Here is a 23,722-nt window from a genome sequence, read left to right on the forward strand (position 1 = left end):
GCCGTATCCGGGTATCAGTCCGCCAATACATCCGAGCTGTGGGCGGAAATTCGCCGTTCGCTCTGGACGATCGCGCTCTCTGGGGGTTATACATCGGATGACCAGAGCAGAGATCCGATGTTCATACCCCTGGGGGCGCACATGAGTCAGACCGTCACGGGCTTCGAGGTCCACGACATCCGGTTCCCGACCTCGGAACAACTGGACGGCTCGGACGCCATGAACCCCGACCCCGACTACTCGGCCGCCTACGTGGTGCTGCGCACCGACGCCGCGTCGCCGGCGGACGGGGGCCAGCCCGCCGAGGGGCACGGCTTCTGCTTCACCATCGGGCGCGGCAACGAGGTCATGGCCGCCGCCATCGAGGCGCTGCGGCCCCATGTGCTCGGCCGCCCGGTCCCGCGTACCGCCGCCGACCTCGGCGCACTCCACCGCGACCTCACCCACGACTCCCAACTGCGCTGGCTGGGACCGGAGAAGGGGGTGATGCACATGGCGGCCGGCGCGGTCGTCAACGCCGCCTGGGACCTGGCCGCCACGCACGCGGGCCTGCCCGTCTGGGAGTTCCTGGCGGCGATGACGCCCGAGGAACTGGTCTCGCTCGTCGACTTCCGCTATCTCACCGACGCCCTCACCCCCGAGGAGGCGCTGGAGATCCTGCGCGCCGCCGAACCCGGCCGCGCCGAGCGCGCCGCGCGGCTCCGCGCCGAGGGCTACCCCGCCTACACCACCTCGCCGGGCTGGCTCGGCTACTCCGACGACAAGCTCGTCCGGCTGGCCGAGGAGGCCGTCCTGGACGGCTTCACCCAGATCAAGCTGAAGGTCGGCGGCGACCTCGGCGACGACGTCCGCAGAATGGCGCTCGCCCGCGAGGCCGTCGGCCCCGGTGTGCGGATCGCGGTCGACGCCAACCAGCGCTGGGACGTGGCCGGCGCGGTGGAGTGGATGACCGCGCTCGCACCGTACGACCCGCACTGGATCGAGGAGCCGACCAGCCCCGACGACATCCTCGGCCACGCGGCCGTGCGGGCCGGTCAGCCGGTCAAGGTCGCCACCGGCGAGCACGCCGCCAACCGCGTCGTCTTCAAGCAGCTGCTCCAGGCCGGGGCCGTCGACTTCGTCCAGATCGACGCCGCCCGGGTCGCCGGGGTCAACGAGAACCTGGCGATCCTGCTGCTCGCCGCCAAGTTCGGCGTGCCGGTCTGCCCGCACGCCGGGGGCGTCGGCCTGTGCGAACTCGTCCAGCATCTCTCGATGTTCGACTACGTCGCGGTCTCCGGCAGCTGGGAGGACCGGGTGATCGAGTACGTCGACCATCTCCACGAACACTTCGTCGACCCGGTGGTCATCGCCTCCGGGCGCTACACCGCCCCGGCCGCCCCGGGCTTCTCCGCCCGGATGCGCCCCGAGTCGATCACCGCACACCGCTTCCCGGAGGGCGCCGTCTGGCAGGCCCGCCGCACCGACAAGGAGGACGCCCGATGACCGGCGCACACGACTTCGACGGAATGAACGCCCTGGTGACGGGCGGCGCCTCCGGGATCGGGGCCGCCGTCGCGACCCTGCTCCTGGAGCGCGGGGCCCGCGTCGCCGTGCTGGACCGGGACACCTCGCGGGCCCCCGAGGGCACCCTTGCCGTCACCGCCGACGTCACCGACGACACCGCCGTGCGCGAGGCCGTCGACCGGGCCGCCGCCGAACTCGGCTCCCTGCACACGCTCGTCTCCAACGCCGGCATCGGCGCCATCGGCACCGTCGAGGACAACGACGACGCCGAATGGGCCCGGGTCCTGGACATCAACGTCCTCGGGATGGTCCGCACCGCCCGGCACGCGCTGCCCCATCTGCGCCGGGCCGCCGCCGAGCGCCCCGGCGCCGCCTCCGTCACCCACACCTGCTCGATCGCCGCGACGGCCGGGCTCCCCCAGCGCGCGCTCTACAGCGCCAGCAAGGGCGCCGTCCTCTCCCTCACGCTCGCCATGGCCGCCGACCACGTCCGCGAGGGGATCCGGGTCAACTGCGTCAACCCCGGCACCGCCGACACCCCGTGGATCGGCCGCCTCCTCGGACAGGCCGACGACCCGGAGGCCGAGCGCGCCGCGCTCAACGCCCGCCAGCCACTGGGCCGGCTGGTCACCGCCGAGGAGGTGGCCGCCGCCGTCGTCTACCTCGCGAGCCCCGCCGCGGCCTCCGTGACCGGAACCGCCCTGGCCGTCGACGGCGGCATGCAGGGGCTGCGCCTGCGCCCCGCCGGGAGCTGACCCGGGCCCGGCGGCCGGGGCCGGAACGCCCCCGCCGCCGGTCACCGGGGCGCGTACGCCCGTACCGGACGCCCCGCCCCGCACGGCTACAGCGTCGAGCGCAGCCACTGCTCCACGCTCGCCACGTGTACCGTCGCCCACGACCTGGCCGCCTCCGCGTCACGGTCCCGGAGCGCCGCGAGGATCGCCCGGTGCTCGTGCAGGGTGCGGCTCACCGCGTCCTCCTGGGTGAGACCGCGCCAGACCCGGGCCCGTGTCGTCGGCCCCGACAGACCGTCGAGCAGGGAGCAGAGCACCGCGTTCCCGGACGCGCTCACGATGCTCCGGTGGAACTCCAGGTCACCGGCGACCAGTTCCTCCACCGAGGGGTGTGCGCCCAGCGCGTCCAGCTGCGCGGCGAGCGCGTCGATCCGCTCCTCCTCGATCCGGAGCGCCGCCATCGCGGTCGCCGCCGGTTCCAGGATCCGCCGCACCGCCAGGAACTCCAGCACGGTGTCGTCGCGGTGGAAGTCCACCACGAAGCTCAGCGCCTCCAGCAGCAGTTGGGGGTCGAGGCTGGTGACGTAGGTGCCGTCCCCCTGGCGCACGTCGAGGATGCGGATCAGCGACAGCGCGCGCACCGCCTCCCGCAGCGAGTTGCGGGACAGGCCCAGCTCCGCGGCGAGTTCGCTCTCCTTGGGGAGGCGATCGCCCGGCCGTAGCGCGCCCGAGACGATCATTTCCTTGATCTTCTCGATGGCCTCGTCGGTGACAGCCACGGGCGACCTCCAGACATCCGATGTATCGCCCCATTATGCGTCCCCGTACGGGGGCTGGCGCATCGTTCGGACCGTTCGGGAGGCAGCCGGGCGGTCACCCGCGCCGCTCGCCGAGCAGCGCCTCCACCCTCGTCCGCAGCGCGTCGTCCGCCAGCCCCCGGATCGTCAGCGTGGTGCGGCGCCGCAGCACGTCGTCGGCGGTCTCGGCCCATTCCCGGTCCCGCGCGTAGACGACCTGCGCCCAGATCTCCGGGGCGTCCGGGTGGATCCGCTCGCCGAGCGCCGGGTTCTCGTTGGCCAGCCGGGCGATGTCGAAGGCGAGCGAACCGTAGTGCGTGGCCAGATGCCGCGCCGTGTCCACGGCCATGCCCGCGCCGGGGGCGGCGCCGTCGGTGAGCAGCCGGTGGGCGACGGCGTTCGGATTGGCGATGCCGGGCAGCGGGAGCTTGCGCGGCAGCCGGGAGACGGGCTCCAGGCCCTCCCCGAGCGGGTGGCCCGGCAGGACGGCCAGCTTGTTCATCACCGTGCGGCCGATGTGGCGGAAGGTCGTCCACTTCCCGCCGGCCACCGACAGCATCCCGCCCCGGCCCTCGGTCACCACGGTCTCGCGCTTGGCCCGCGAGGTGTCGCCGGGCCCGCCCGGCAGCACCCGCAGGCCGGCGAAGGAGTACGTGATCAGCTCGGGCGACAGCTGCTGGTCGCGGACCGAGAACGCCGCCTCGTCCAGGATCTGCGCGGTGTCCCGCGGGGTCACCGCCACGTCCGCCGGATCGCCCTCGTACACCTCGTCCGTCGTGCCGAGCAGCAGCATGTCCTCCCACGGCAGGGCGAAGGTGATGCGGTACTTGTCGATGGGCGTGGCCAGCGCGGCCCGCCACGGACGGGTCCGCCGCAGCACCAGGTGCGCGCCCTTGGACAGCCGGATCGAGGGCGCCGCCCCCGGGTCCTCCATCCGCCGCAGGTGGTCCACCCACGGCCCGGTCGCGTTCAGCACGAGTCGGGCGTCCACCCCGAACTCGCCGCCGTCCAGCCGGTCGCGCAGCTCCGCGCCCGTCACCCGGCCCCGGGTGAACCGCAGCCCGGTGACCGCCGCGTGGTTGAGGACCGTGGCCCCCGCGTCGACGGCCGCGCGCACCGTCATCAGTGCCATCCGCGCGTCGTTCATCTGGTCGTCGCCGTAGACCGCGACGGCCCGCAGGTTATCCGTCCGCAGCTCCGGCACGTCGCGCACCGCCTTCGCCGGGCTGATCACATGGCCGACGCCGTCGCCGAACGCGGAGAGTGCCGAGTACGCGAAGACGCCCGCGCCGAGCTTCGCCGCGCCGTGCGGCCCGCCCTTGTACACCGGCAGGTAGAAGGTGAGCGGATTGGCCAGGTGCGGGGCGACCTGGCGGGAGACCGCACGGCGCTCGAAGTGGTTCTCCGCCACCAGCTTCACCGCGCCGGTCTGCAGATAGCGCAGACCGCCGTGGAGCAGCTTGGAGGAGGCGGACGAGGTGGCGCCGGCGAAGTCGCCGGCGTCCACCAGGGCCACCCGCAGTCCGGACTGCGCGGCGTGCCAGGCGGTGGAGATGCCCAGGATGCCGCCGCCGATCACCAGGAGGTCGTACGTCGCCTTGGAGAGCTGCTCCCGGGTCTCGGCGCGGCTCGGAAGGGAGCCGGAGGCCGGGTGCGTCCCGAGTGCGGGGACGCTCTGCAGGGTGGTCATGTCGGTCACTCCTCGTCGTCGAGCCAGCCCTTGGTCCGTTCCACGGCCTTGAGCCAGCTCTTGTACTCGCGGGCGCGGGTGTCCGCGTCCATCCGGGGGGTCCACTCGGCGGCCCGGCGCCAGTTGGCGCGCAGGGCGTCGGTGTCGGGCCAGAAGCCGACGGCCAGGCCGGCGGCGTAGGCGGCGCCGAGGCAGGTGGTCTCGGCGACCATGGGCCGCACCACGGGCGCGTCCAGGACGTCGGCGAGCGTCTGCATCAGCAGGTTGTTGGAGGTCATCCCGCCGTCGACCTTGAGCGCGGTCAGCTCGACGCCGGAGTCCTTGGTCATCGCGTCGCTGATCTCGCGGGTCTGCCAGGCGGTGGCCTCCAGCACGGCACGGGCGATGTGCGCCTTGGTGACGTAACGGGTGAGGCCGGCGATGACGCCGCGGGCGTCGGGGCGCCAGTACGGGGCGAACAGCCCGGAGAACGCCGGGACGAAGTAGGCGCCGCCGTTGTCCTCGACCGACAGGGCCAGGGTCTCGATCTCGGCGGCGGACTGGATCAGGCCCATCTGGTCGCGCATCCACTGCACCAGCGAACCGGTGACCGCGATGGAGCCCTCCAGGGCGTAGACCGGCTTCTGGTCGCCGATCCGGTAGCCGACCGTGGTCAGCAGCCCGTTGTAGGAGTTGACGGGCGTCTCGCCGGTGTTCAGCAGCATGAAGGTGCCGGTGCCGTACGTGGACTTGGCCTCGCCCTCGGCGAAGCAGGTCTGGCCGAACAGTGCGGCCTGCTGGTCGCCGAGCGCGGAGGCGACCGGTACGCCGTCGAGGACGCCGCCCTTCGTGGTGCCGTAGACCTCCGCCGAGGAGCGGATCTCCGGCAGCACCTCCGCCGGGATGTCCATGGAGCTGAGGATCTTGGGGTCCCAGCTCAGCGAGTGCAGGTTCATCAGGAGGGTGCGGGAGGCGTTGGTGACGTCGGTGACGTGGACGCCGCCGTCGGTGCCGCCGGTCAGGTTCCAGATGACCCAGGAGTCCATCGTGCCGAAGAGGATGTCGCCCCGCTCGGCGCGCTCGCGCAGCCCCTCGACGTTGTCGAGCAGCCAGCGGACCTTGGGCCCGGCGAAGTACGAGGCGAGCGGCAGCCCGGTCTCGCGCCGGAACCGGTCCTGGCCGACGTTGCGGCCCAGCTCCTTGCAGAGCGCGTCGGTGCGGGTGTCCTGCCAGACGAGGGCGTTGTGCACCGGCTCACCGGTGTGCCGGTCCCACAGCAGCGTGGTCTCGCGCTGGTTGGTGATGCCGATGGCCTTCACGTCGGCGGCGGTGATGCCGGCCTTGACGATGGCGCCGGCGACGACCTCCTGGACGTTCTCCCAGATCTCCGCCGCGTCGTGCTCCACCCATCCGGGCTTGGGGAAGATCTGCTCGTGCTCCTTCTGGTCGACGGAGACGATCCGGCCGTCCTTGTCGAAGACGATGCAGCGGCTGGAGGTGGTGCCCTGGTCGATGGCCGCGATGAACGGCCCGGCGCCGTGGCTGCCGGTGGTGTGTGCGTCGGTCACGGTGTGCTCCCGGAAGGTCTGGGTGGTCGTGGGGTTGCGACGGGGTCGGGACGTGCGGTCGTGCGCCGCCGCTCAGGCGAACGCGACGTTGTAGAGCCCGCCCGCCAGCGCGCCGCCGATCAGGGGGCCGACGACGGGGACCCAGGCGTAACCCCAGTCGGATCCGCCCTTGTTCGGCAGCGGAAGCAGCGCGTGCACGATACGCGGACCGAGGTCGCGAACCGGGTTGATCGCGTAGCCGGTCGGACCGCCGAGCGACAGGCCGATGCCGACGACCACCAGCGCGGTGATCAGCGCGCCGAGGGTGCCGAGGCCGTCGCCGTCCGCGTTGAGCCCCTGCGTCAGGATCGCCAGGACCAGCACGACCGTGGCGATGACCTCGGTCAGGACGTTCTGCACGGCGTTGCGGATCTCCGGTCCCGTCGAGAAGACCCCGAGCACCGGCCCGGCGGCGGGGGCGGCGGACTGGTCGACCATGCCCTCCTCACCCGTATGGGCGCCGAGGACCTCCGGATCCGTGAGGTGCGCCCGGAACTGCCCGTAGTAGGTCAGCCAGACCAGCACCGCGCCGATCATCGCGCCCAGCAGCTGGGAGGCGAGGTAGAGCGGAACGTCGCTCCACGCGGTGCCGCCCTCGATCGCCAGCCCGATGGTGACGGCCGGGTTGAGGTGCGCGCCGGAGACCCCGCCCGCCAGATAGGCGCCGGTCAGCACCGCGAACCCCCACCCGAAGGTGATGGCGAGCCACCCGGCGTCCCGCGCCTTCGAGTGCTTGAGCGTGACGGCGGCGCACACACCGGCGCCGAGCAGGATGAGCACGGCGGTCCCGATGGTCTCGCCGATGAAGATGTCGGAGCTGGACACCCGCGACTCCTTTGTCCTTCGTCCAGGGAAGCCGAACCACGGGTCCCTCCGGTGGTCCGCGCCCTCGTGGGAGGGCGTTGCCCGGCCCTGGGCACCGTCACACACTAACGCTATTTTCCGTTAGTCGTTCGACAATGCCGACCGGTGAACGGCAGTGTTTCGTCCGGGCGAAGGGGCGTCAAGGGTTGTGTGCCCCAAAACTCATGGGCCAAGGGGGCCGGGCGGGTCAGAAGCGGCGGGCCCCGAGGTCCCGGGAGACCGCGCGGGCGCAGTCGCGTACGGCCGCCACCAGCTCGGGCCGCAGTTCGCCGTCCGCGCAGACCCGCTCCACCGCGCCGGTCACCGCGACGGCGCCCACGGGCATCCGCCGCCGGTCGTGGATGGGGGCGGCCACCGCGGCCACCCCCTCCCAGGTCTCCTCCACGTCGTCCGCCCAGCCCCGCGCGCGGGTCAGGTCGAGGGTGGCCTCGAAGGCGTCGGGGGCGGTGACGGTGCGGGGGGTGAAGGACTGCCGCTCCGCCTCCACGGCCTCGGTGTGGGCCACCGGATCGAACGCGGCCAGCACCTTGCCCAGCGCCGTGGAGTGCAGCGGCTGCATGGCCCCCACCTCCAGGACCTGCCGGCTGTCGTCCGGCCGGAAGACGTGGTGGACGATCAGCACGCCGTGCTGGTGCAGCACGCCCAGATGGACGCTCTCGCCGCTGGATCTCGCCAGGTCGTCGGTCCACACCAGGGCGCGGGCGCGCAGCTCGTGCACGTCCAGATAGCTGTTGCCCAGGCGCAGCAGTTCGGCGCCCAGCTGATAGCGGCCCGACGCCTCGTCCTGCTCGACGAAGCCCTCGTGCTGGAGTGTGCGCAGGATGCCGTGCGCGGTGCCCTTGGCCAGGTCCAGGGAGGAGGCGATGTCCGAGAGGCCCAGCCGCCGCTCGCCGCCCGCCAGCAGGCGCAGCATGGCGGCCGCCCGCTCCAGGGACTGGATGTTCTTGGCCATCGCGCCGTACTCCTCCACCTTGTTCGACAATGCTGAACACTATCGGTCGATGCCGACCCCTGCTCGACAGCAACAGAAATCTTCGGCGCCCGACGCCTGAAAGCTTCCTGACAGGATGCCGTCCGATCCCCGGACGGTGTGACGACCCTGGTCCGGACCCGGCTACCCTGGCCGGGTGCGCTCTTTGCCGAGGGCGCAAAGCCGACAGCCGTCGCACCCCTGGGAGTAAATCCATGGCCCCGTCGCCGACCCCTTCCGCCGAGAGCCGGAACCGAGCCGCAGCCCTGCGCGAGGCACTCGCCACCCGTGTGGTGGTGGCCGACGGAGCGATGGGCACCATGCTCCAGGCCCAGGACCCCACGCTGGAGGACTTCGAGAACCTCGAAGGCTGCAACGAGATCCTGAACGTCACCCGCCCCGACATCGTGCGCTCGGTCCACGAGGAGTACTTCGCGGTCGGCGTGGACTGCGTGGAGACCAACACCTTCGGCGCCAACCTGGCCGCCCTCGGCGAGTACGACATCGCCGACCGGGTCCTCGAACTCTCCGAGGCCGGGGCACGCATCGCGCGCGAGACCGCCGACGCCTTCACCGCCTCCACCGGACAGCAGCGCTGGGTGCTCGGCTCCATGGGCCCCGGCACCAAGCTCCCCACCCTCGGCCACGCCCCGTACGACCGGCTCCGCGACGCCTACCAGCAGAACGCCGAGGGCCTGATCGCCGGCGGCGCCGACGCCCTGCTGATCGAGACCACCCAGGACCTGCTCCAGACCAAGGCATCGGTCATCGGCGCCCGGCGCGCCCTCGCGGCCACCGGCGCCGATCTGCCCGTGATCTGCTCCGTCACCGTCGAGACCACCGGCACGATGCTGCTCGGCTCCGAGATCGGCGCCGCGCTCACCGCCCTGGAACCGCTCGGCATCGACCTCATCGGCCTCAACTGCGCCACCGGCCCCGCCGAGATGAGCGAGCACCTGCGCTACCTCGCCCGCCACTCGACGATCCCGCTCTCCTGCATGCCCAACGCCGGCCTGCCCGTCCTCGGCAAGGACGGCGCGCACTACCCGCTGGCCCCGGCGGAGCTGGCCGACGCGCAGGAGACCTTCGTCCGCGAGTACGGCCTCTCCCTGGTCGGCGGCTGCTGCGGGACGACCCCCGAGCACCTGCGCCAGGTCGTGGAGCGGGTCCGGGGCCTGACCCCGGCCGTCCGCGAGCCGCACCCCGAGCCGGGCGCCGCCTCCCTCTACCAGACCGTGCCCTTCCGCCAGGACACCTCCTACCTCGCGATCGGCGAGCGGACCAACGCCAACGGCTCCAAGAAGTTCCGCGAGGCCATGCTGGAGGCGCGCTGGGACGACTGCGTGGAGATGGCCCGCGACCAGATCCGCGAGGGCGCCCACATGCTCGACCTCTGCGTCGACTACGTGGGCCGCGACGGCGTCGCGGACATGGCGGAGCTGGCCGGCCGCTTCGCCACCGCCTCCACGCTGCCGATCGTGCTCGACTCCACCGAGCTGCCCGTCCTGCGGGCCGGCCTGGAGAAGCTCGGCGGCCGCGCCGTCCTGAACTCGGTGAACTACGAGGACGGCGACGGACCCGACTCCCGCTTCGCCAAGGTCACCGCGCTGGCCGCCGAGCACGGCGCCGCGCTCATCGCCCTGACCATCGACGAGCAGGGCCAGGCCCGCACCGCCGAGCACAAGGTCGCCATCGCCGAGCGGCTCATCGAGGACCTCACCGGCAACTGGGGCATCAACGAGTCGGACATCCTCGTCGACTGCCTCACCTTCACCATCTGCACCGGGCAGGAGGAGTCCCGCAAGGACGGCATCGCCACCATCGAGGCCATCCGCGAGCTGAAGAAGCGCCACCCCGACGTCCAGACCACGCTGGGCCTGTCCAACATCTCCTTCGGCCTCAACCCGGCCGCCCGGGTCGTGCTGAACTCGGTCTTCCTCGACGAGTGCGTCAAGGCGGGCCTGGACTCCGCGATCGTCCACGCCTCGAAGATCCTGCCCATCGCCCGCCTCGACGAGGAGCAGGTCAAGGTCGCCCTCGACCTCGTGTACGACCGCCGTGCCGAGGGCTACGACCCGCTCCAGCGGCTCATGGAGCTGTTCGAGGGCGTCAACATGACGTCCATGAAGGCGGGCAAGGCCGAGGAACTGCTCGCCCTGCCGCTGGACGAGCGCCTCCAGCGCCGGATCATCGACGGCGAGAAGAACGGGCTGGAGGCGGACCTCGACGAGGCGCTGACGGACACTCCCGCGCTCGACATCGTCAACAACACCCTCCTGGAGGGCATGAAGGTCGTCGGCGAACTCTTCGGCTCCGGCCAGATGCAGCTGCCGTTCGTCCTCCAGTCCGCCGAGGTCATGAAGAGCGCGGTGGCGTATCTGGAACCGCACATGGAGAAGACCGACGCCCAGGGCAAGGGCACCATCGTCCTGGCCACCGTCCGGGGCGACGTCCACGACATCGGCAAGAACCTCGTCGACATCATCCTGTCCAACAACGGCTACAACGTCGTCAACATCGGCATCAAGCAGCCCGTCTCCGCGATCCTGGACGCCGCCGAGGAGCACAAGGCCGACGTCATCGGCATGTCCGGCCTCCTGGTCAAGTCCACCGTGATCATGAAGGAGAACCTGGAGGAGCTGAACCAGCGCAAGCTGGCCGCCGACTACCCGGTGATCCTCGGCGGCGCCGCCCTGACCCGCGCCTACGTCGAGCAGGACCTCCACGAGATCTACGAGGGCGAGGTCCGCTACGCCCGCGACGCCTTCGAGGGCCTGCGGCTGATGGACGCCCTGATCGCCGTCAAGCGCGGCGTCCCCGGAGCCGTCCTGCCCGAGCTGAAGCAGCGCCGCGTCCCCAAGCGCGACACCGCCGTGCTGGAGGTCGAGGAGCCGGAAGAGGGCGTGCGCTCCGACGTGGCCGTCGACAACCCGGTGCCCACCCCGCCGTTCTGGGGCAGCCGCGTCGTCAAGGGCATCCAGCTCAAGGAGTACGCCTCCTGGCTCGACGAGGGCGCCCTCTTCAAGGGCCAGTGGGGCCTCAAGCAGGCCAGGGCCGGCGACGGACCGACGTACGAGGAGCTGGCCGAGACCGAGGGCCGCCCGCACCTGCGCGGCTGGCTCGACAAGCTCCACACCGAGAACCTGCTCGAAGCCGCCGTCGTCTACGGCTACTACCCGTGCGTCTCCAAGGGCGACGACGTGATCCTGCTGCACGAGGACGGCTCGGAGCGCACCCGCTTCACCTTCCCGCGCCAGCGCCGGGGCCGCCGGCTCTGCCTCGCGGACTTCTTCCGCCCGGAGGAGTCCGGCGAGACCGATGTGATCGGCCTCCAGGTCGTCACCGTCGGCTCGAAGATCGGCGCGGAGACCGCCAAGCTCTTCGAGGCCAACTCCTACCGCGACTACCTGGAGCTGCACGGACTCTCCGTCCAGCTTGCGGAGGCCCTCGCGGAGTACTGGCACGCCCGGGTCCGCTCCGAGCTCGGCTTCGCGGGCGAGGACCCCGCCGACGTCGAGGACATGTTCGCGCTCAAGTACCGGGGCGCGCGCTTCTCCCTCGGTTACGGGGCCTGCCCGGACCTGGAGGACCGGGCGAAGATCGCCGACCTGCTCCGGCCCGAGCGGATCGGGGTCCACCTCTCCGAGGAGTTCCAGCTCCACCCCGAGCAGTCCACGGACGCGATCGTCATCCACCACCCCGAGGCCAAGTACTTCAACGCGCGGTAAGGCCGCGTTCGACGCGCCGTAGCACGACGAGCCGTACACTGGTCGGTCCAGTGCAGGCCGGTCGCTCTCCTCCGGGAATGGCGGCCGGCCTTCTCGTCCCTCGTGAAAGGTGTGCCGGATGACCAGTACGATCCCCGTGTCACTGACCCGTACGGCCGAGGAGGCGGGCCTGCGGGCCGTCCTCCTCGACATGGACGGCACCCTGGTCGACACCGAGGGCTTCTGGTGGGACGCCGAGGTGGAGGTCTTCGCGGACCTCGGGCACCGTCTCGACGAGGCGTGGCGGGACGTGGTGGTCGGAGGCCCGATGACCCGCAGCGCGGGCTACCTCATGGAGGTCACCGGCGCCGACGTCACCCTCGACGAACTCACCGTGCTGCTCAACGACCGCTTCGAGCAGCGCATCTCCCGGGGGGTGCCGCTGATGCCGGGCGCCCGGCGGCTGCTCGCCGAGCTGGCCGAGCACAAGGTCCCCACCGCACTGGTCTCCGCCTCGCACCGCCGGATCATCGACCGCGTCCTGGACTCCGTGGGCCGCCACCACTTCGCGCTCACCGTCGCGGGCGACGAGGTCACCCGGACCAAACCGCACCCCGAGCCCTACCTCACCGCCGCACGCGGCTTCGGCGCCGACCCCCGGCTCTGCGCCGTCATCGAGGACACCGCGACCGGGGTGGCCGCCGCCGAGGCCGCCGGCTGCCGGGTGGTCGCCGTCCCCTCCGTCTCGCCCATCGCGCCCGCCGACGGCCGGGTGGTCGTCGGATCCCTGGAAGAGGTCGACCTCGCCTTCCTGCGGGACCTGGTCACCCAGGCGTCCTGACCCGTCGGCCGGGACCGCCCGCCCCGCCCATTAAGGTCGTTCTCCCAGGTCCGCACGAGGGAGAACGACCACCATGAACCGCAAGACCCTGGTGCTGCCGGCCGTCGCCGGTCTGCTCGCGCCGCTGCTCGCCGCCTGCGGCGCGTCGGACGGCGGGGGAGAGCAGAGCGGCACCGTCGTCGTCGGCACCACGGACCGGTTCGCCGCCCCGAAGGAGGCCCCGGCCCCGTTCGACCCCGCCGTCGCCGAGGGGTCGGGTGCCCGCTCCGTGCTCCGACAGACCCTCCAGACCCTCGTCCGCCTGCCCGACGACGGCGGCGCACCGGTCCCCGAGGCAGCCGAGCACTGCGGCTTCACCGACACCGGGAGCGAGAGCTACCGGTGTCGGCTGCGCCCCGGGCTCACCTTCGCGGACGGCGGCGAGCTGACCGCCGAGGACGTCACGTACTCCATCCAGCGCGTCCTGCGGATCAAGACCCCCCACGGCCCCGCCGCCCTCCTGGACACCCTGGACACCGTCGAGGCCGTGAACGACCGCGAGGTCGTCTTTCATCTGCGCGCCTCCGACGCGACCTTCCCGTACAAGCTCGCCACCCCCACCGCGGGCATCGTCCCGCGTGGCAGCTACCCGGCCGACGCCCCGCGCGAGGGATTCCTGGTGAACGGCTCCGGGCCGTACACCATGAAGCCCCAGGTGCGCGACGGCCGGGTCACGAAGATTGTCTTCACCCCGAACCCCCGCTACCGGGGCAGCCTGCGCATACGGAACGAGGGCGTCGAACTCGCCCTCTTCCCCGACACCACCGCCCTCGGCCGGGCCTTCGACGCCGGGCGGATCGACCTGATGACCCGCACCCTCTCGCCCCAGCAGGCCCAGCGCCTGCGGGAGCGGACCGGCGAGGGCATCGCCCTGACCGAGATGTCCGGACTCGCCATCGGCTACCTCGGCTTCGGCACCGAGGACCCCACCGTCCGGAACAAGGCCGTCCGCCGGGCCATGGCCCAGATCGTCGACCGTGACCGGATCGCCGGCCAGGTCTACGGATCGACCGCCGAACCGCTCTACTCGCTGATCCCCTCCGGCGTCACCGGACACACCAGCGCCTTCTTCGACACCTACGGCGAACCCAGCGCGAAGAAGGCCGCGGCGATCCTCGAGAAGGCCGGGGTCCCGACCCCGGTCCGGCTCACCCTGCACTACCCGACCGGCCAGAACGGCCCGGCCACCGCCGCCGAGTTCAGGGCCCTGCGGCAGCAGCTCAACGACAGCGGACTCTTCGACGTCACCGTCCGGGGCACCCCGTCGGCCACCTACCGGGCCGCCCGGCTCCGCGGCGACTACGCCGTCTACGGCATGCGCAGGACCCCCGACTTCCCGGACCCGGACAACTTCACGGCCCCGTTCCTCGGCCCGGACAACGTCCTCGGCCCGCCCCACAGCCCCGCGCCGGCGCAGCAGGCGCTCCTCGCCCAGTCCCGGCGCGAGAGCGACCGCTCCGCCGGCGCCACGCTGTTCGCCCGCCTCCAGGACCTCGTCGCCCGGGACGTCCCCGTCCTCCCGATCTGGCAGGCCAAGCAGTACGTCGCCGCCCGCGACGGCGTCACCGGCGCCGCCCGCGGCATCGACTCCGGCTCCACCCTCCGGCTCTGGGAACTCGGCCGGGACTGACTACCGGGGCCGCGCCCCGGCCCTCGGAACCGCCCGGATCACTGGGCGCCGGGGCGCACCAGTCCGCTCTCGTACGCGTACACCGCGGCCTGCACCCGGTCGCGCAGCCCGAGCTTCGTCAGCACATGGCCCACATGCGTCTTGACGGTCGTCTCGCTGACGAAGAGGTCGGCGGCGATCTCCGCGTTCGACAGACCGCGCGCCACCAGCTTCAGGACCTCCACCTCGCGGTCCGTCAGCGTGTGCAGCGTGTCCGGAACCGGCTCCTCGCCGGACGGCAGATGATCCGCGTACTTGTCGAGCAGCCGGCGCGTGATGCTCGGCGCGAGCATCGCCTCGCCGGCCGCCACCACCCGGATCGCCTGCACCAGCTCATTGGCCGGCGCGTCCTTCAGCAGGAAGCCGCTGGCCCCGGCGCGCAACGCCTCCACCACGTACTCGTCGAGGTCGAAGGTGGTCAGCACCAGGACCTTCGCCGGTCCGTCCCGGCCGGGTCCGGTGATCTGCCGGGTCGCCTCGACCCCGTCCATCCGCGGCATCCGGATGTCCATCAGCACCACATCGGGCTGGAGCGCCCGCACCTGGTCGAGTGCCTGGAGACCGTCACCGGCCTCTCCCACCACCGCCAGATCGCCCTCCGCCTCCAGAATCATCCGGAAGCCGGTGCGCAGCAGCGGCTGGTCGTCGACCAGCAGGACGCGGATCGCCACGGGATCTCCTCACTGCCCTTCAAGGGCCACAGGCCGTCCGGCCCCGGTGCGGACCGGGTCCATTCTGCCCTGGACATCCTGCGCCGATTCCGCCGGGCGCACCGACAGCGGATACACCGGGGGAGTCCCGCCGAATTCCGGACAGAGCGCCTGGTGGTCGCACCAGCCGCACAGCTTCGTCGGCCGGGGCCGCCACTCGCCCGTCTCGGTGGCCGTCGCGATCGCCTCCCACAGCGCCAGCAGCTTGCGCTCCACCCGCTCCAGGTCCGAGGTCACCGGGTCGTACGTCATCACGTCCCCGCTGCCCAGATAGACCAGCTGGAGCCGGCGCGGCACCACACCCTTCAGCCGCCAGATCACCAGCGCGTAGAACTTCATCTGGAACAGCGCGCCCTCCGCGTACTCCGGACGCGGCGCCTTCCCCGTCTTGTAGTCCACGATCCGGACCTCGCCCGTGGGCGCCACGTCGATCCGGTCGATCACCCCGCGCAGCCGCAGCCCCGACTCCAGCTCCGTCTCCACGAACAGCTCGCGCTCCGCGGGCTCCAGCCGCGTCGGGTCCTCCAGCGAGAACCAGCGCTCCACCAGCCGCTCCGCCTCCGACAGCCAGCGGGCCAGCCGCTCGCCCCCCGGATCCTCCGCGAACAGCTCCGCCAGCTCCGGCCGCGACTCCAGCAGCCGGTCCCACTGGCCCGGGATCAACGACGTCGCCCGGCCGGGCGTCCGCTCCGCGGCCGGATTGTCGAAGAGCCGCTCCAGCACCGCGTGCACCAGCGTTCCCCGGGTAGCCGCCTCACTGGGCTTCTCGGGCAGCCGGTCGATGACCCGGAAGCGGTACAGCAGCGGGCACTGCATGAAGTCGCTCGCCCGCGACGGCGAAAGGGACGAGGGCGGCTGGGAGGGCCGCGGCACTGAGGTCATGACCACGACCCTACGGCCCGCCACTGACATCAATCGGCATACCATCGACCACAGACCCTCGAACACTGCATCATCGTGCCGAAACGGCACCGACCGAAGGGACCTCGTGGACGAGAGCGGCGACAGCGGGCGGCCGCAGCCCGGCGCAGGGGGTACGGGCCCCGGCGGCGGCCCCGGCAAGGGCGCACCCGGACACCGCGACGAGCCCGGGGGCGGCATCCTCATGGGCCGTCCCTTCGGCGTGCCCGTCTACGTGGCGCCCAGCTGGTTCCTCGTCGCCGCCCTGATCACCTGGGTCTTCGGCGGCCAGCTCGACCGGGTCCTGCCCGACCTCGGCGCGGCGCGCTACCTGGTCGCCCTCTTCTTCGCGATCGCGTTCTACGCGTCCGTGCTCGTCCACGAGCTGGCCCACACGGTCGTCGCGCTCCGCTACAAGCTCCCGGTCCGCCGCATCCAGCTCCAGTTCTTCGGCGGCGTCTCCGAGATCGAGAAGGAGACCGAGACCCCCGGGCGCGAATTCCTCCTCGCCTTCGTCGGCCCGCTGCTCTCCCTGGTCCTCGCCGGGGTCTTCTACGTCCCGATGAAGTTCGTCGAGGGCGGCACCGTGCCCGGTGTCCTGCTCGGCGGGCTGATGATCTCCAACCTCATCGTCGCCGCGTTCAACCTGCTGCCCGGCCTCCCGCTGGACGGCGGACGCATGCTCCGCGCCGTCGTCTGGAAGATCACCGGCCGCCCCATGAGCGGCACCGTCGCCGCCGCCTGGGTCGGCCGCGCCCTCGCCGTCATCACCCTGGTCGGCCTGCCGCTGCTCACCCGCACCGACACCCTGGGCAGCGGCGACCGCGACATCAGCGGCATGGACACGGTCACCGACGCGCTGCTCGCCGCGATCCTCGCCGCCATCATCTGGACCGGCGCCGGCAACAGCCTGCGCATGGCCCGGCTGCGTGAGCACCTGCCCGACCTGCGCGCCCGCACCCTCACCCGGCGGGCCGTCCCCGTGGAACCGGCCACCCCGCTCTCCGAGGCCCTGCGCCGGGCCAACGAGGCCGGCGCCCGCGCCCTCGTCGTCGTCGACGCCACCGGCGAGCCCCAGGCCCTCGTCCGGGAGTCCGCCATCGTCGCCGTCCCCGAGCACCGCCGCCCCTGGGTGGCCGTCAGCGGCCTCGCCCAGGACCTGACCGAGGGCATGCGGGTCTCCGCGGAACTCGCCGGAGAGGCCCTGCTCGACCGCCTCAAGGCCAGCCCCGCCACCGAGTACCTGGTCGTCGAGGAGACCGGCGAGATCTACGGCGTGCTCTCCACCGCCGACGTCGAACGCGCTTTCGTCGCCGCCATGGCACGCCCCGCCGCCTGACCTCCGCTCCCACCGGCCGGACGGGCGGTCGGAGGCCGCCGAAACACCGGTACGCTGGTCACATGTCTGAACCGACCGGTGCCGCCCGCCGACGCGGGCCCTTCAAGGTCGGGGACCAGGTCCAGCTCACCGATCCCAAGGGACGCCACCACACCTTCACGCTCGAAGCCGGGAAGAACTTCCACACCCACAAGGGTTCCTTCCCCCACGACGAGCTGATCGGTGCCCCCGAGGGCAGTGTTGTCCGTACCACGGGAAACGTCGCCTATCTCGCGCTGCGCCCCCTGCTCCCCGACTACGTCCTGTCCATGCCCCGCGGCGCCGCCGTGGTCTACCCCAAGGACGCGGGGCAGATCCTGGCGTTCGCCGACATCTTCCCCGGCGCCCGCGTCGTGGAGGCCGGGGTCGGCTCCGGGGCACTGTCCACCTTCCTGCTCCGCGCCATCGGTGAACAGGGCATGCTGCACTCCTACGAGCGCCGCGAGGACTTCGCCGAGATCGCCCGGCAGAACGTGGAGCGCTACTTCGGCAGCCCCCACCCGGCGTGGCAGCTCACGGTCGGCGACCTCCAGGACAACCTCACGGAGACCGACGTCGACCGCGTCGTCCTGGACATGCTCGCTCCCTGGGAGTGCCTGGACGTCGTCTCCAAGGCACTGGTCCCCGGCGGCATCCTCTGCGCCTACGTGGCCACCACCACCCAGCTCTCCCGGACCGTGGAGTCCATCCGCGAGATCGGCTGCTTCGCCGAGCCGCAGCCCTGGGAGTCGATGATCCGCAACTGGCACGTCGAGGGCCTGGCCGTGCGTCCGGACCACCGCATGATCGGGCACACGGGCTTCCTGGTCACCGCCCGCCGGCTGGCCGACGGCGTCACCGCCCCCGCCCGCCGGCGCCGCCCCTCCAAGGGCGCCTACGGCGAGGACTACGAGGGACCGGGCGGCCGCAGCGGCTCCGACCGCGACTGAGCCCGCCCCCATGTACCGGCGCCGCCGCCGGGATTCCGGACCGACCCGGGAACCCGACGGCGGCGCCTCCTCGTTGCCCGTACGCGACCCCGCGCACGGGAGGGACGATCCGGAGCGACCCCACCGTTCCGCTGCCGTGTGAGGTGTGGCACGATGCTGGCCACCCCACCCGGCCGACGACGTCCCGCCGACAGAGCCGCCTCTTCCGGTATGCGGCTCCACAGGAACCACAGGAGACATCCCGCGTGCAGACCTCCGCGCTCCCGGACCTCGCGCACAACGACACCACGCCGCTGCACTGGGTGGCCACGGCGACCGCCATGGCCGCCGTCGTCGCGGCCGCCGGTCTGCTCCAGCCGGATTCGAGCGCCTCGGCCTCCACGCCCCACCGCACCGCGGCCGCGCACGCCGCCGCCCCGGCCGCCGCACCCGACCCGGCCCGCGCGGCCTTCCCCCTCGACTGCGGTCAGGCGGGCTACACGGTCGCCAAGCAGGTCCCCGGCGACCTCGACGGCGACGAGCGCCCGGAGACCGTCGCGGTGGTCCACTGCGCGGCCGGATCGGGCACCCCGCCCAGCGGGGTCTACGTCCTCACCCCGGGCAAGGGGAACGGGGCCGCACCGAGGATCGTGGCGACCCTGGTGGACCCCGTACAGAAGATGAGCGTCGGAGACTTCACGGTGCGCGACGGCGTGGTCGCCGCCACCCTGCTCGGCTACTCCTCGCCCGAGGTGCCCTCCTGCTGCCCCGACGAGCAGGAGAAGGTCACCTGGCAGTGGCAGAACGGCGCCTTCGTCCGCAGCAGCCAGTCCACCGACCCCGCGGACACCGGCATCTGACCCGCGCGCCCCCGCCCCGTCAGGGGCGGCTCTCAGGCGGCCTCGGGCCCGTAGACCTCGACCCTGTCCGAAACCCGACGCACGTGGATGCAGTCGCCCGGGCACTCCTTGGCGGAGTCCACGACGTCCTGGAGCAGCGGCAGCGGGACCGGCGTCGTGGCCCCCGCGTCCTGGAGCAGCTCGTCGTCCGCGCTCTTCACATACGCGAGACCGTCGATGTCCAGCTCGAACACCTCGGGGGCGTACTGCACACAGATCCCGTCCCCGGTGCACAGGTCCTGGTCGATCCAGACCTCCAGATCCTGCGACTCGCCACCGTCGGGAGCGTCCTGCTGCACGGTCATTTCTCCTGCCGTTCCCTGCGTATCCGAACCAGAAAATGCCAGCCCTGGCGGGTGTTGAACGGTTCGACGATACAACCGGCGGCTTTCCGATGTTGAAGGGTGGGTATTCCCCTGGGACGAGGGAGAGCGCAAGGGTGAAGATCGGACACACACCGCAGTGTTTGTGATCTAGGGGTTTCAATCACCACCCACCCAGGTAGGGTCAGGAAGCGTCCAGCTCCCTTTGGAGGAGGTGAGGACCGTGGCAGCCCACGACGACGACATCAACCGCGGCATCCGGCCCGGACGGGGGTCCGAAGACCCGGCCGGCCAGGTCGCCTATCTTGAGCAGGAAATCGCCGTCCTGCGACGTAAGCTCGCCGACTCTCCGCGTCATACGAGGATTCTCGAAGAGCGGATCGTCGAGTTGCAGACCAACCTCGCAGGCGTGTCCGCGCAGAACGAGCGGCTCGCCAACACGCTCCGCGAGGCCCGCGACCAGATCGTGGCCCTCAAGGAGGAGGTCGACCGGCTCGCACAGCCGCCGGCCGGTTTCGGGGTGTTCCTGCAGGCGAACGAGGACGGCACCTGCGACATCTTCACCGGGGGCCGCAAGCTCCGGGTGAACGTCAGTCCCAGCGTCGAACTGGACGAGCTCCGGCGCGGCCAGGAAGTCATGCTCAACGAAGCGCTCAACGTGGTCGACGCCATGGAGTTCGAGCGCGCCGGGGACATCGTCACCCTCAAGGAGATCCTGGAGGACGGCGAACGGGCCCTGGTGATCGGGCACACCGACGAGGAACGGGTGGTGCGGCTCGCCGAGCCCCTGCTGGACACCACCATCCGTCCCGGCGACGCCCTCCTGCTCGAACCCCGCTCCGGCTACGTCTACGAGGTCGTTCCCAAGAGCGAGGTCGAGGAGCTCGTCCTCGAAGAAGTCCCGGACATCGATTACGACAAGATCGGCGGGCTCGGCGACCAGATCGAACTGATCCGGGACGCGGTCGAGCTCCCCTACCTCCACCCGGACCTCTTCAAGGAACACGAACTGCGGCCCCCGAAGGGCATCCTGCTGTACGGCCCGCCCGGCTGCGGCAAGACGCTCATCGCCAAGGCCGTGGCCAACTCCCTTGCCAAGAAGGTCGCCGAGGTCACCGGCCAGCCGGCCGGGAAGAGCTACTTCCTCAACATCAAGGGCCCCGAGCTGCTCAACAAGTACGTCGGCGAGACCGAGCGCCACATCCGCCTGGTCTTCCAGCGGGCCCGTGAGAAGGCGAGCGAGGGCACCCCCGTCATCGTCTTCTTCGACGAGATGGAGTCGCTCTTCCGCACCCGCGGATCCGGCGTCAGCTCGGACGTGGAGAACACCATCGTCCCCCAGCTGCTCGCCGAGATCGACGGTGTCGAGGGCCTGGAGAACGTCATCGTCATCGGCGCCTCCAACCGCGAGGACATGATCGACCCCGCGATCCTGCGCCCCGGCCGCCTCGACGTGAAGATCAAGATCGAGCGTCCGGACGCGGAGGCCGCGAAGGACATCTTCGCGAAGTACCTCACCCCCTCGCTGCCGCTGCACGCGGACGACCTCGCCGAGCACACCGGCTCCAAGGAGGCCGCCGCCCACGCCATGATCCAGTCGGTCGTGGAGCGGATGTACACCGAGTCCGAGGAGAACCGCTTCCTCGAGGTGACGTACGCCAACGGCGACAAGGAAGTCCTGTACTTCAAGGACTTCAACTCCGGCGCGATGATCCAGAACATCGTCGACCGGGCCAAGAAGATGGCCATCAAGGCCTTCCTCGAAGAGGGCCAGAAGGGCCTTCGCGTCTCCCACCTCCTCCAGGCATGCGTGGACGAGTTCAAGGAGAACGAGGACCTGCCGAACACGACCAACCCGGACGACTGGGCCAGGATCTCCGGCAAGAAGGGCGAGCGGATCGTCTTCATCCGCACGCTCGTCACCGGAAAGCAGGGCGCGGACACCGGCCGCTCGATCGACACGGTGGCCAATACCGGGCAGTACCTCTAGAAGGCGGACCGGCTGCGGATGCCCGGCAGGGCGTCCGCAGCCGGTTGCTTTCCGGACAGCTCCCACGACACCGCAGGAATGACGTAATTGATCTCCCCACCAGCACAGAGGCGCTCTAGGCTCTGGCGTACCGCCCGGTCGGGCAGTGCGGGGACGGACGGACCGCGCACACACCGGAGAACCGGCGGTACGTGAGCGTCGCCCCCGGAAGGGGAGCGCCGCCGGGCAAGGAGGGCCGCATGACCGTACGGCGAGTAATGGGCATCGAGACGGAGTACGGGATCTCCGTGCCCGGTCATCCCAACGCCAATGCCATGCTCACCTCGTCCCAGATCGTCAACGCGTACGCGGCGGCGATGCACCGGGCGCGGCGCGCCCGCTGGGACTTCGAGGAGGAGAATCCGCTGCGCGACGCGCGAGGCTTCGACCTCGCCCGCGAGACCGCCGACGCGAGTCAGCTCACGGACGAGGACATCGGCCTGGCCAATGTGATCCTCACCAACGGGGCGCGGCTCTACGTCGACCACGCACACCCCGAGTACAGCTCGCCGGAGATCACCAACCCCCGGGACGCGGTCCTGTGGGACAAGGCCGGCGAGCGGATCATGGCGGAGGCCGCCGAGCGCGCCGCCCAGCTGCCGGGCGCCCAGCCGATCCACCTCTACAAGAACAACACCGACAACAAGGGCGCCTCGTACGGCACGCACGAGAACTACCTGATGAAGCGCGAGACGCCGTTCTCCGACATCGTGCGCCATCTGACGCCGTTCTTCGTCTCCCGGCAGGTCGTCACCGGCGCCGGGCGGGTCGGCATCGGCCAGGACGGCCACGAGCACGGATTCCAGATCAGCCAGCGCGCCGACTACTTCGAGGTCGAGGTGGGTCTGGAGACCACCCTCAAGCGCCCCATCATCAACACCCGCGACGAACCGCACTCCGACGCCGAGAAGTACCGCAGGCTCCACGTGATCATCGGCGACGCGAACCTCTCGGAGATCTCCACCTACCTCAAGCTGGGCACCACCGCGCTGGTCCTGTCCATGATCGAGGACGGCTTCATCAACGTCGACCTGGCCGTCGACCAGCCGGTCCGCACCCTGCACCAGGTCTCCCACGACCCCGGACTGCGACAGCTGATCACGCTGCGCAGCGGCCGGACGCTGACCGCGGTGCAGTTGCAGATGGAGTACTTCGAGCTGGCCCGCAAATACGTCGAGGAGCGGTACGGCGCGGACGCCGACGAGCAGACCGCGGACGTGCTCAGCCGCTGGGAGGACACCCTCAACCGGCTGGAGAACGATCCGATGAGCCTCTCCCGGGAGCTGGACTGGATCGCCAAGCGGGAGCTCATGGAGGGCTACCGCAGGCGCGACAGCCTGGACTGGGACGCGGCGCGGCTGCACCTGGTGGACCTCCAGTACGCCGACGTACGGGCCGAGAAGGGCCTGTACAACCGCCTGGTGGCCCGCGGCCGGATGAAGCGGCTCCTGGACGAGACCGAGGTCGACAGGGCCCGTACGGCCCCTCCGGACGACACCAGGGCGTATTTCCGCGGTCGCTGTCTGGAGCAGTACGCGGACGACGTGGCCGCGGCCTCCTGGGACTCGGTCATCTTCGACCTGCCCGGCCACGACTCCCTCCAGCGCGTTCCCACGATGGAACCGCTGCGGGGCACCCGTGAACACGTCAAGTCCCTCCTGGACCGCTGCAGCACCGCCGAAGAGCTGGTCCAGGTGCTCTCGGGCGGCTGAAAGGACCGCCGGCTGGGAATCATTCCGATGACCTCCGGACGTTGAGACAAGTACCGGGCCGATGTCGGACCCTCTGGGTAGGGTCTGATCAAGTGCTTCGAACCGAGCGGGGTGAGCTACATGGCGACCAAGGACACCGGCGGCGGACAGCAGAAGGCGACGCGTTCCACCGAGAGCACCGAGGAGCAGGCGCAGGACGCGCAGGCATCCGAGGACCTCAAGGAGCGCCAGGAGAAGCTGAGCGACGACGTGGACGACGTCCTCGACGAGATCGACGACGTGCTCGAGTCCAACGCCGAGGATTTCGTGCGCTCGTTCGTACAAAAGGGTGGCGAGTAACCGGCAGGCCCTCTCGGGCCGTCGGCGGTCGGGCGGGGTACGCGGTGGGCGCGTCGGTCGGCTGGGGATCGGCCCGACTGGCTCTCTTCATGGGTGTCTTCGGGCTCAGCGCCGCCGCGCT

The 23,722-nt window shown here is 71.2% G+C and carries 19 protein-coding genes; 11 read left to right on the top strand and 8 right to left on the bottom strand.

Annotated features, from left to right (window positions below; all coding sequences use genetic code 11):
- Positions 1-141 precede the first annotated feature (141 nt).
- Positions 142-1,485: an enolase C-terminal domain-like protein gene (locus ACWCXC_RS35320; RefSeq protein WP_450685793.1), complete on the top strand. Its 1,344-nt coding sequence runs from the start codon at positions 142-144 to the stop codon at positions 1,483-1,485.
- Positions 1,482-2,261, top strand: coding sequence for an SDR family NAD(P)-dependent oxidoreductase (locus tag ACWCXC_RS35325; protein WP_450891640.1), 780 nt, complete (start codon positions 1,482-1,484; stop codon positions 2,259-2,261). The genes ACWCXC_RS35320 and ACWCXC_RS35325 overlap by 4 nt, the downstream gene beginning before the upstream one ends.
- Positions 2,262-2,347: 86 nt before the next feature.
- On the opposite strand, the gene ACWCXC_RS35330 is transcribed toward ACWCXC_RS35325, so the two are convergent.
- The 5 genes from ACWCXC_RS35330 to ACWCXC_RS35350 form a co-directional block, all read right to left on the bottom strand.
- The gene (locus ACWCXC_RS35330) at positions 2,348-3,019 is read right to left on the bottom strand and encodes a FadR/GntR family transcriptional regulator (protein WP_450683367.1); all 672 of its coding nucleotides are present in this window, start codon (positions 3,017-3,019) and stop codon (positions 2,348-2,350) included.
- Between the two features lie 94 nt (positions 3,020-3,113).
- Complete coding sequence (locus tag ACWCXC_RS35335) at positions 3,114-4,727, bottom strand: FAD-dependent oxidoreductase (protein WP_450891641.1); 1,614 nt, start codon at positions 4,725-4,727, stop codon at positions 3,114-3,116.
- 5 nt (positions 4,728-4,732) lie between these two features.
- On the bottom strand, positions 4,733-6,274 hold the full coding sequence (glpK, locus tag ACWCXC_RS35340; protein WP_450683365.1) for a glycerol kinase GlpK: 1,542 nt from the start codon (positions 6,272-6,274) through the stop codon (positions 4,733-4,735).
- A gap of 72 nt (positions 6,275-6,346) precedes the next feature.
- Positions 6,347-7,138 carry an MIP/aquaporin family protein gene (locus ACWCXC_RS35345; RefSeq protein WP_450683364.1) on the bottom strand — a complete coding sequence of 264 codons (792 nt, stop codon included), beginning with the start codon at positions 7,136-7,138 and terminating at the stop codon, positions 6,347-6,349.
- A gap of 226 nt (positions 7,139-7,364) precedes the next feature.
- Positions 7,365-8,129 carry an IclR family transcriptional regulator gene (locus tag ACWCXC_RS35350; protein WP_450683372.1) on the bottom strand — a complete coding sequence of 255 codons (765 nt, stop codon included), beginning with the start codon at positions 8,127-8,129 and terminating at the stop codon, positions 7,365-7,367.
- A gap of 233 nt (positions 8,130-8,362) precedes the next feature.
- On the opposite strand from ACWCXC_RS35350, the gene metH reads away from it, so the two are divergent.
- From metH to ACWCXC_RS35365, 3 genes are all read left to right on the top strand, one after another.
- Positions 8,363-11,875 carry a methionine synthase gene (metH, locus tag ACWCXC_RS35355; RefSeq protein ID WP_450891642.1) on the top strand — a complete coding sequence of 1,171 codons (3,513 nt, stop codon included), beginning with the start codon at positions 8,363-8,365 and terminating at the stop codon, positions 11,873-11,875.
- A gap of 118 nt (positions 11,876-11,993) precedes the next feature.
- On the top strand, positions 11,994-12,695 hold the full coding sequence (locus tag ACWCXC_RS35360) for an HAD family hydrolase (RefSeq protein WP_450683362.1): 702 nt from the start codon (positions 11,994-11,996) through the stop codon (positions 12,693-12,695).
- A 73-nt stretch (positions 12,696-12,768) separates the two neighbouring features.
- Positions 12,769-14,364, top strand: coding sequence for an ABC transporter substrate-binding protein (locus ACWCXC_RS35365; RefSeq protein WP_450891643.1), 1,596 nt, complete (start codon positions 12,769-12,771; stop codon positions 14,362-14,364).
- A gap of 38 nt (positions 14,365-14,402) precedes the next feature.
- Here the strand turns inward: ACWCXC_RS35365 and ACWCXC_RS35370 are convergent, their stop codons facing one another.
- Together ACWCXC_RS35370 and ACWCXC_RS35375 are read right to left on the bottom strand one after the other, a co-directional pair.
- On the bottom strand, positions 14,403-15,074 hold the full coding sequence (locus ACWCXC_RS35370; RefSeq protein WP_093541287.1) for a response regulator: 672 nt from the start codon (positions 15,072-15,074) through the stop codon (positions 14,403-14,405).
- A gap of 9 nt (positions 15,075-15,083) precedes the next feature.
- On the bottom strand, positions 15,084-15,929 hold the full coding sequence (locus ACWCXC_RS35375) for a RecB family exonuclease (RefSeq protein ID WP_450683371.1): 846 nt from the start codon (positions 15,927-15,929) through the stop codon (positions 15,084-15,086).
- Positions 15,930-16,101: 172 nt separating this feature from the next.
- Between ACWCXC_RS35375 and ACWCXC_RS35380 the strand changes: the two genes are divergently transcribed.
- The 3 genes from ACWCXC_RS35380 (at position 16,102) to ACWCXC_RS35390 (ending at position 19,159) form a co-directional block, all read left to right on the top strand.
- Positions 16,102-17,352, top strand: coding sequence for a site-2 protease family protein (locus tag ACWCXC_RS35380; protein ID WP_450683360.1), 1,251 nt, complete (start codon positions 16,102-16,104; stop codon positions 17,350-17,352).
- 62 nt (positions 17,353-17,414) lie between these two features.
- Positions 17,415-18,320: a tRNA (adenine-N1)-methyltransferase gene (locus tag ACWCXC_RS35385; RefSeq protein ID WP_450683359.1), complete on the top strand. Its 906-nt coding sequence runs from the start codon at positions 17,415-17,417 to the stop codon at positions 18,318-18,320.
- 245 nt (positions 18,321-18,565) lie between these two features.
- On the top strand, positions 18,566-19,159 hold the full coding sequence (locus tag ACWCXC_RS35390) for a hypothetical protein (RefSeq protein ID WP_450683358.1): 594 nt from the start codon (positions 18,566-18,568) through the stop codon (positions 19,157-19,159).
- Positions 19,160-19,191: 32 nt separating this feature from the next.
- Here ACWCXC_RS35390 and ACWCXC_RS35395 read toward each other — a convergent pair whose 3' ends face one another.
- Positions 19,192-19,503, bottom strand: coding sequence for a ferredoxin (locus ACWCXC_RS35395; protein WP_450683357.1), 312 nt, complete (start codon positions 19,501-19,503; stop codon positions 19,192-19,194).
- A gap of 241 nt (positions 19,504-19,744) precedes the next feature.
- On the opposite strand from ACWCXC_RS35395, the gene arc reads away from it, so the two are divergent.
- The 3 genes from arc to ACWCXC_RS35410 all read left to right on the top strand — a co-directional run bounded on the left by arc (position 19,745) and on the right by ACWCXC_RS35410 (position 23,601).
- Positions 19,745-21,511 (top strand): proteasome ATPase, encoded by a 1,767-nt coding sequence (gene arc, locus ACWCXC_RS35400; RefSeq protein ID WP_450683356.1) that lies wholly within the window; start codon positions 19,745-19,747, stop codon positions 21,509-21,511.
- Positions 21,512-21,750: 239 nt separating this feature from the next.
- Complete coding sequence (gene dop, locus ACWCXC_RS35405; protein WP_450683355.1) at positions 21,751-23,262, top strand: depupylase/deamidase Dop; 1,512 nt, start codon at positions 21,751-21,753, stop codon at positions 23,260-23,262.
- A 120-nt stretch (positions 23,263-23,382) separates the two neighbouring features.
- Positions 23,383-23,601, top strand: coding sequence for a ubiquitin-like protein Pup (locus ACWCXC_RS35410; RefSeq protein WP_450683354.1), 219 nt, complete (start codon positions 23,383-23,385; stop codon positions 23,599-23,601).
- Positions 23,602-23,722: the final 121 nt, after the last annotated feature.

Source organism: Streptomyces sp. NPDC001515 (genome assembly GCF_053597115.1).

Excerpts from the sequence above, each read along its gene's own strand:
- ACWCXC_RS35385 (WP_450683359.1), top strand. The coding sequence starts at position 17,415 with ATGTCTGAACCGACCGGTGCCGCCCGCCGACGCGGGCCCTTCAAGGTC.
- ACWCXC_RS35365 (WP_450891643.1), top strand. The coding sequence starts at position 12,769 with ATGAACCGCAAGACCCTGGTGCTGCCGGCCGTCGCCGGTCTGCTCGCG.
- ACWCXC_RS35360 (WP_450683362.1), top strand. The coding sequence starts at position 11,994 with ATGACCAGTACGATCCCCGTGTCACTGACCCGTACGGCCGAGGAGGCG.
- ACWCXC_RS35395 (WP_450683357.1), bottom strand. The coding sequence starts at position 19,503 with ATGACCGTGCAGCAGGACGCTCCCGACGGTGGCGAGTCGCAGGATCTG.
- dop (WP_450683355.1), top strand. The coding sequence starts at position 21,751 with ATGACCGTACGGCGAGTAATGGGCATCGAGACGGAGTACGGGATCTCC.
- ACWCXC_RS35325 (WP_450891640.1), top strand. The coding sequence starts at position 1,482 with ATGACCGGCGCACACGACTTCGACGGAATGAACGCCCTGGTGACGGGC.
- ACWCXC_RS35335 (WP_450891641.1), bottom strand. The coding sequence starts at position 4,727 with ATGACCACCCTGCAGAGCGTCCCCGCACTCGGGACGCACCCGGCCTCC.
- ACWCXC_RS35350 (WP_450683372.1), bottom strand. The coding sequence starts at position 8,129 with ATGGCCAAGAACATCCAGTCCCTGGAGCGGGCGGCCGCCATGCTGCGC.
- ACWCXC_RS35410 (WP_450683354.1), top strand. The coding sequence starts at position 23,383 with ATGGCGACCAAGGACACCGGCGGCGGACAGCAGAAGGCGACGCGTTCC.
- ACWCXC_RS35375 (WP_450683371.1), bottom strand. The coding sequence starts at position 15,929 with ATGCAGTGCCCGCTGCTGTACCGCTTCCGGGTCATCGACCGGCTGCCC.
- ACWCXC_RS35320 (WP_450685793.1), top strand. The coding sequence starts at position 142 with ATGAGTCAGACCGTCACGGGCTTCGAGGTCCACGACATCCGGTTCCCG.
- metH (WP_450891642.1), top strand. The coding sequence starts at position 8,363 with ATGGCCCCGTCGCCGACCCCTTCCGCCGAGAGCCGGAACCGAGCCGCA.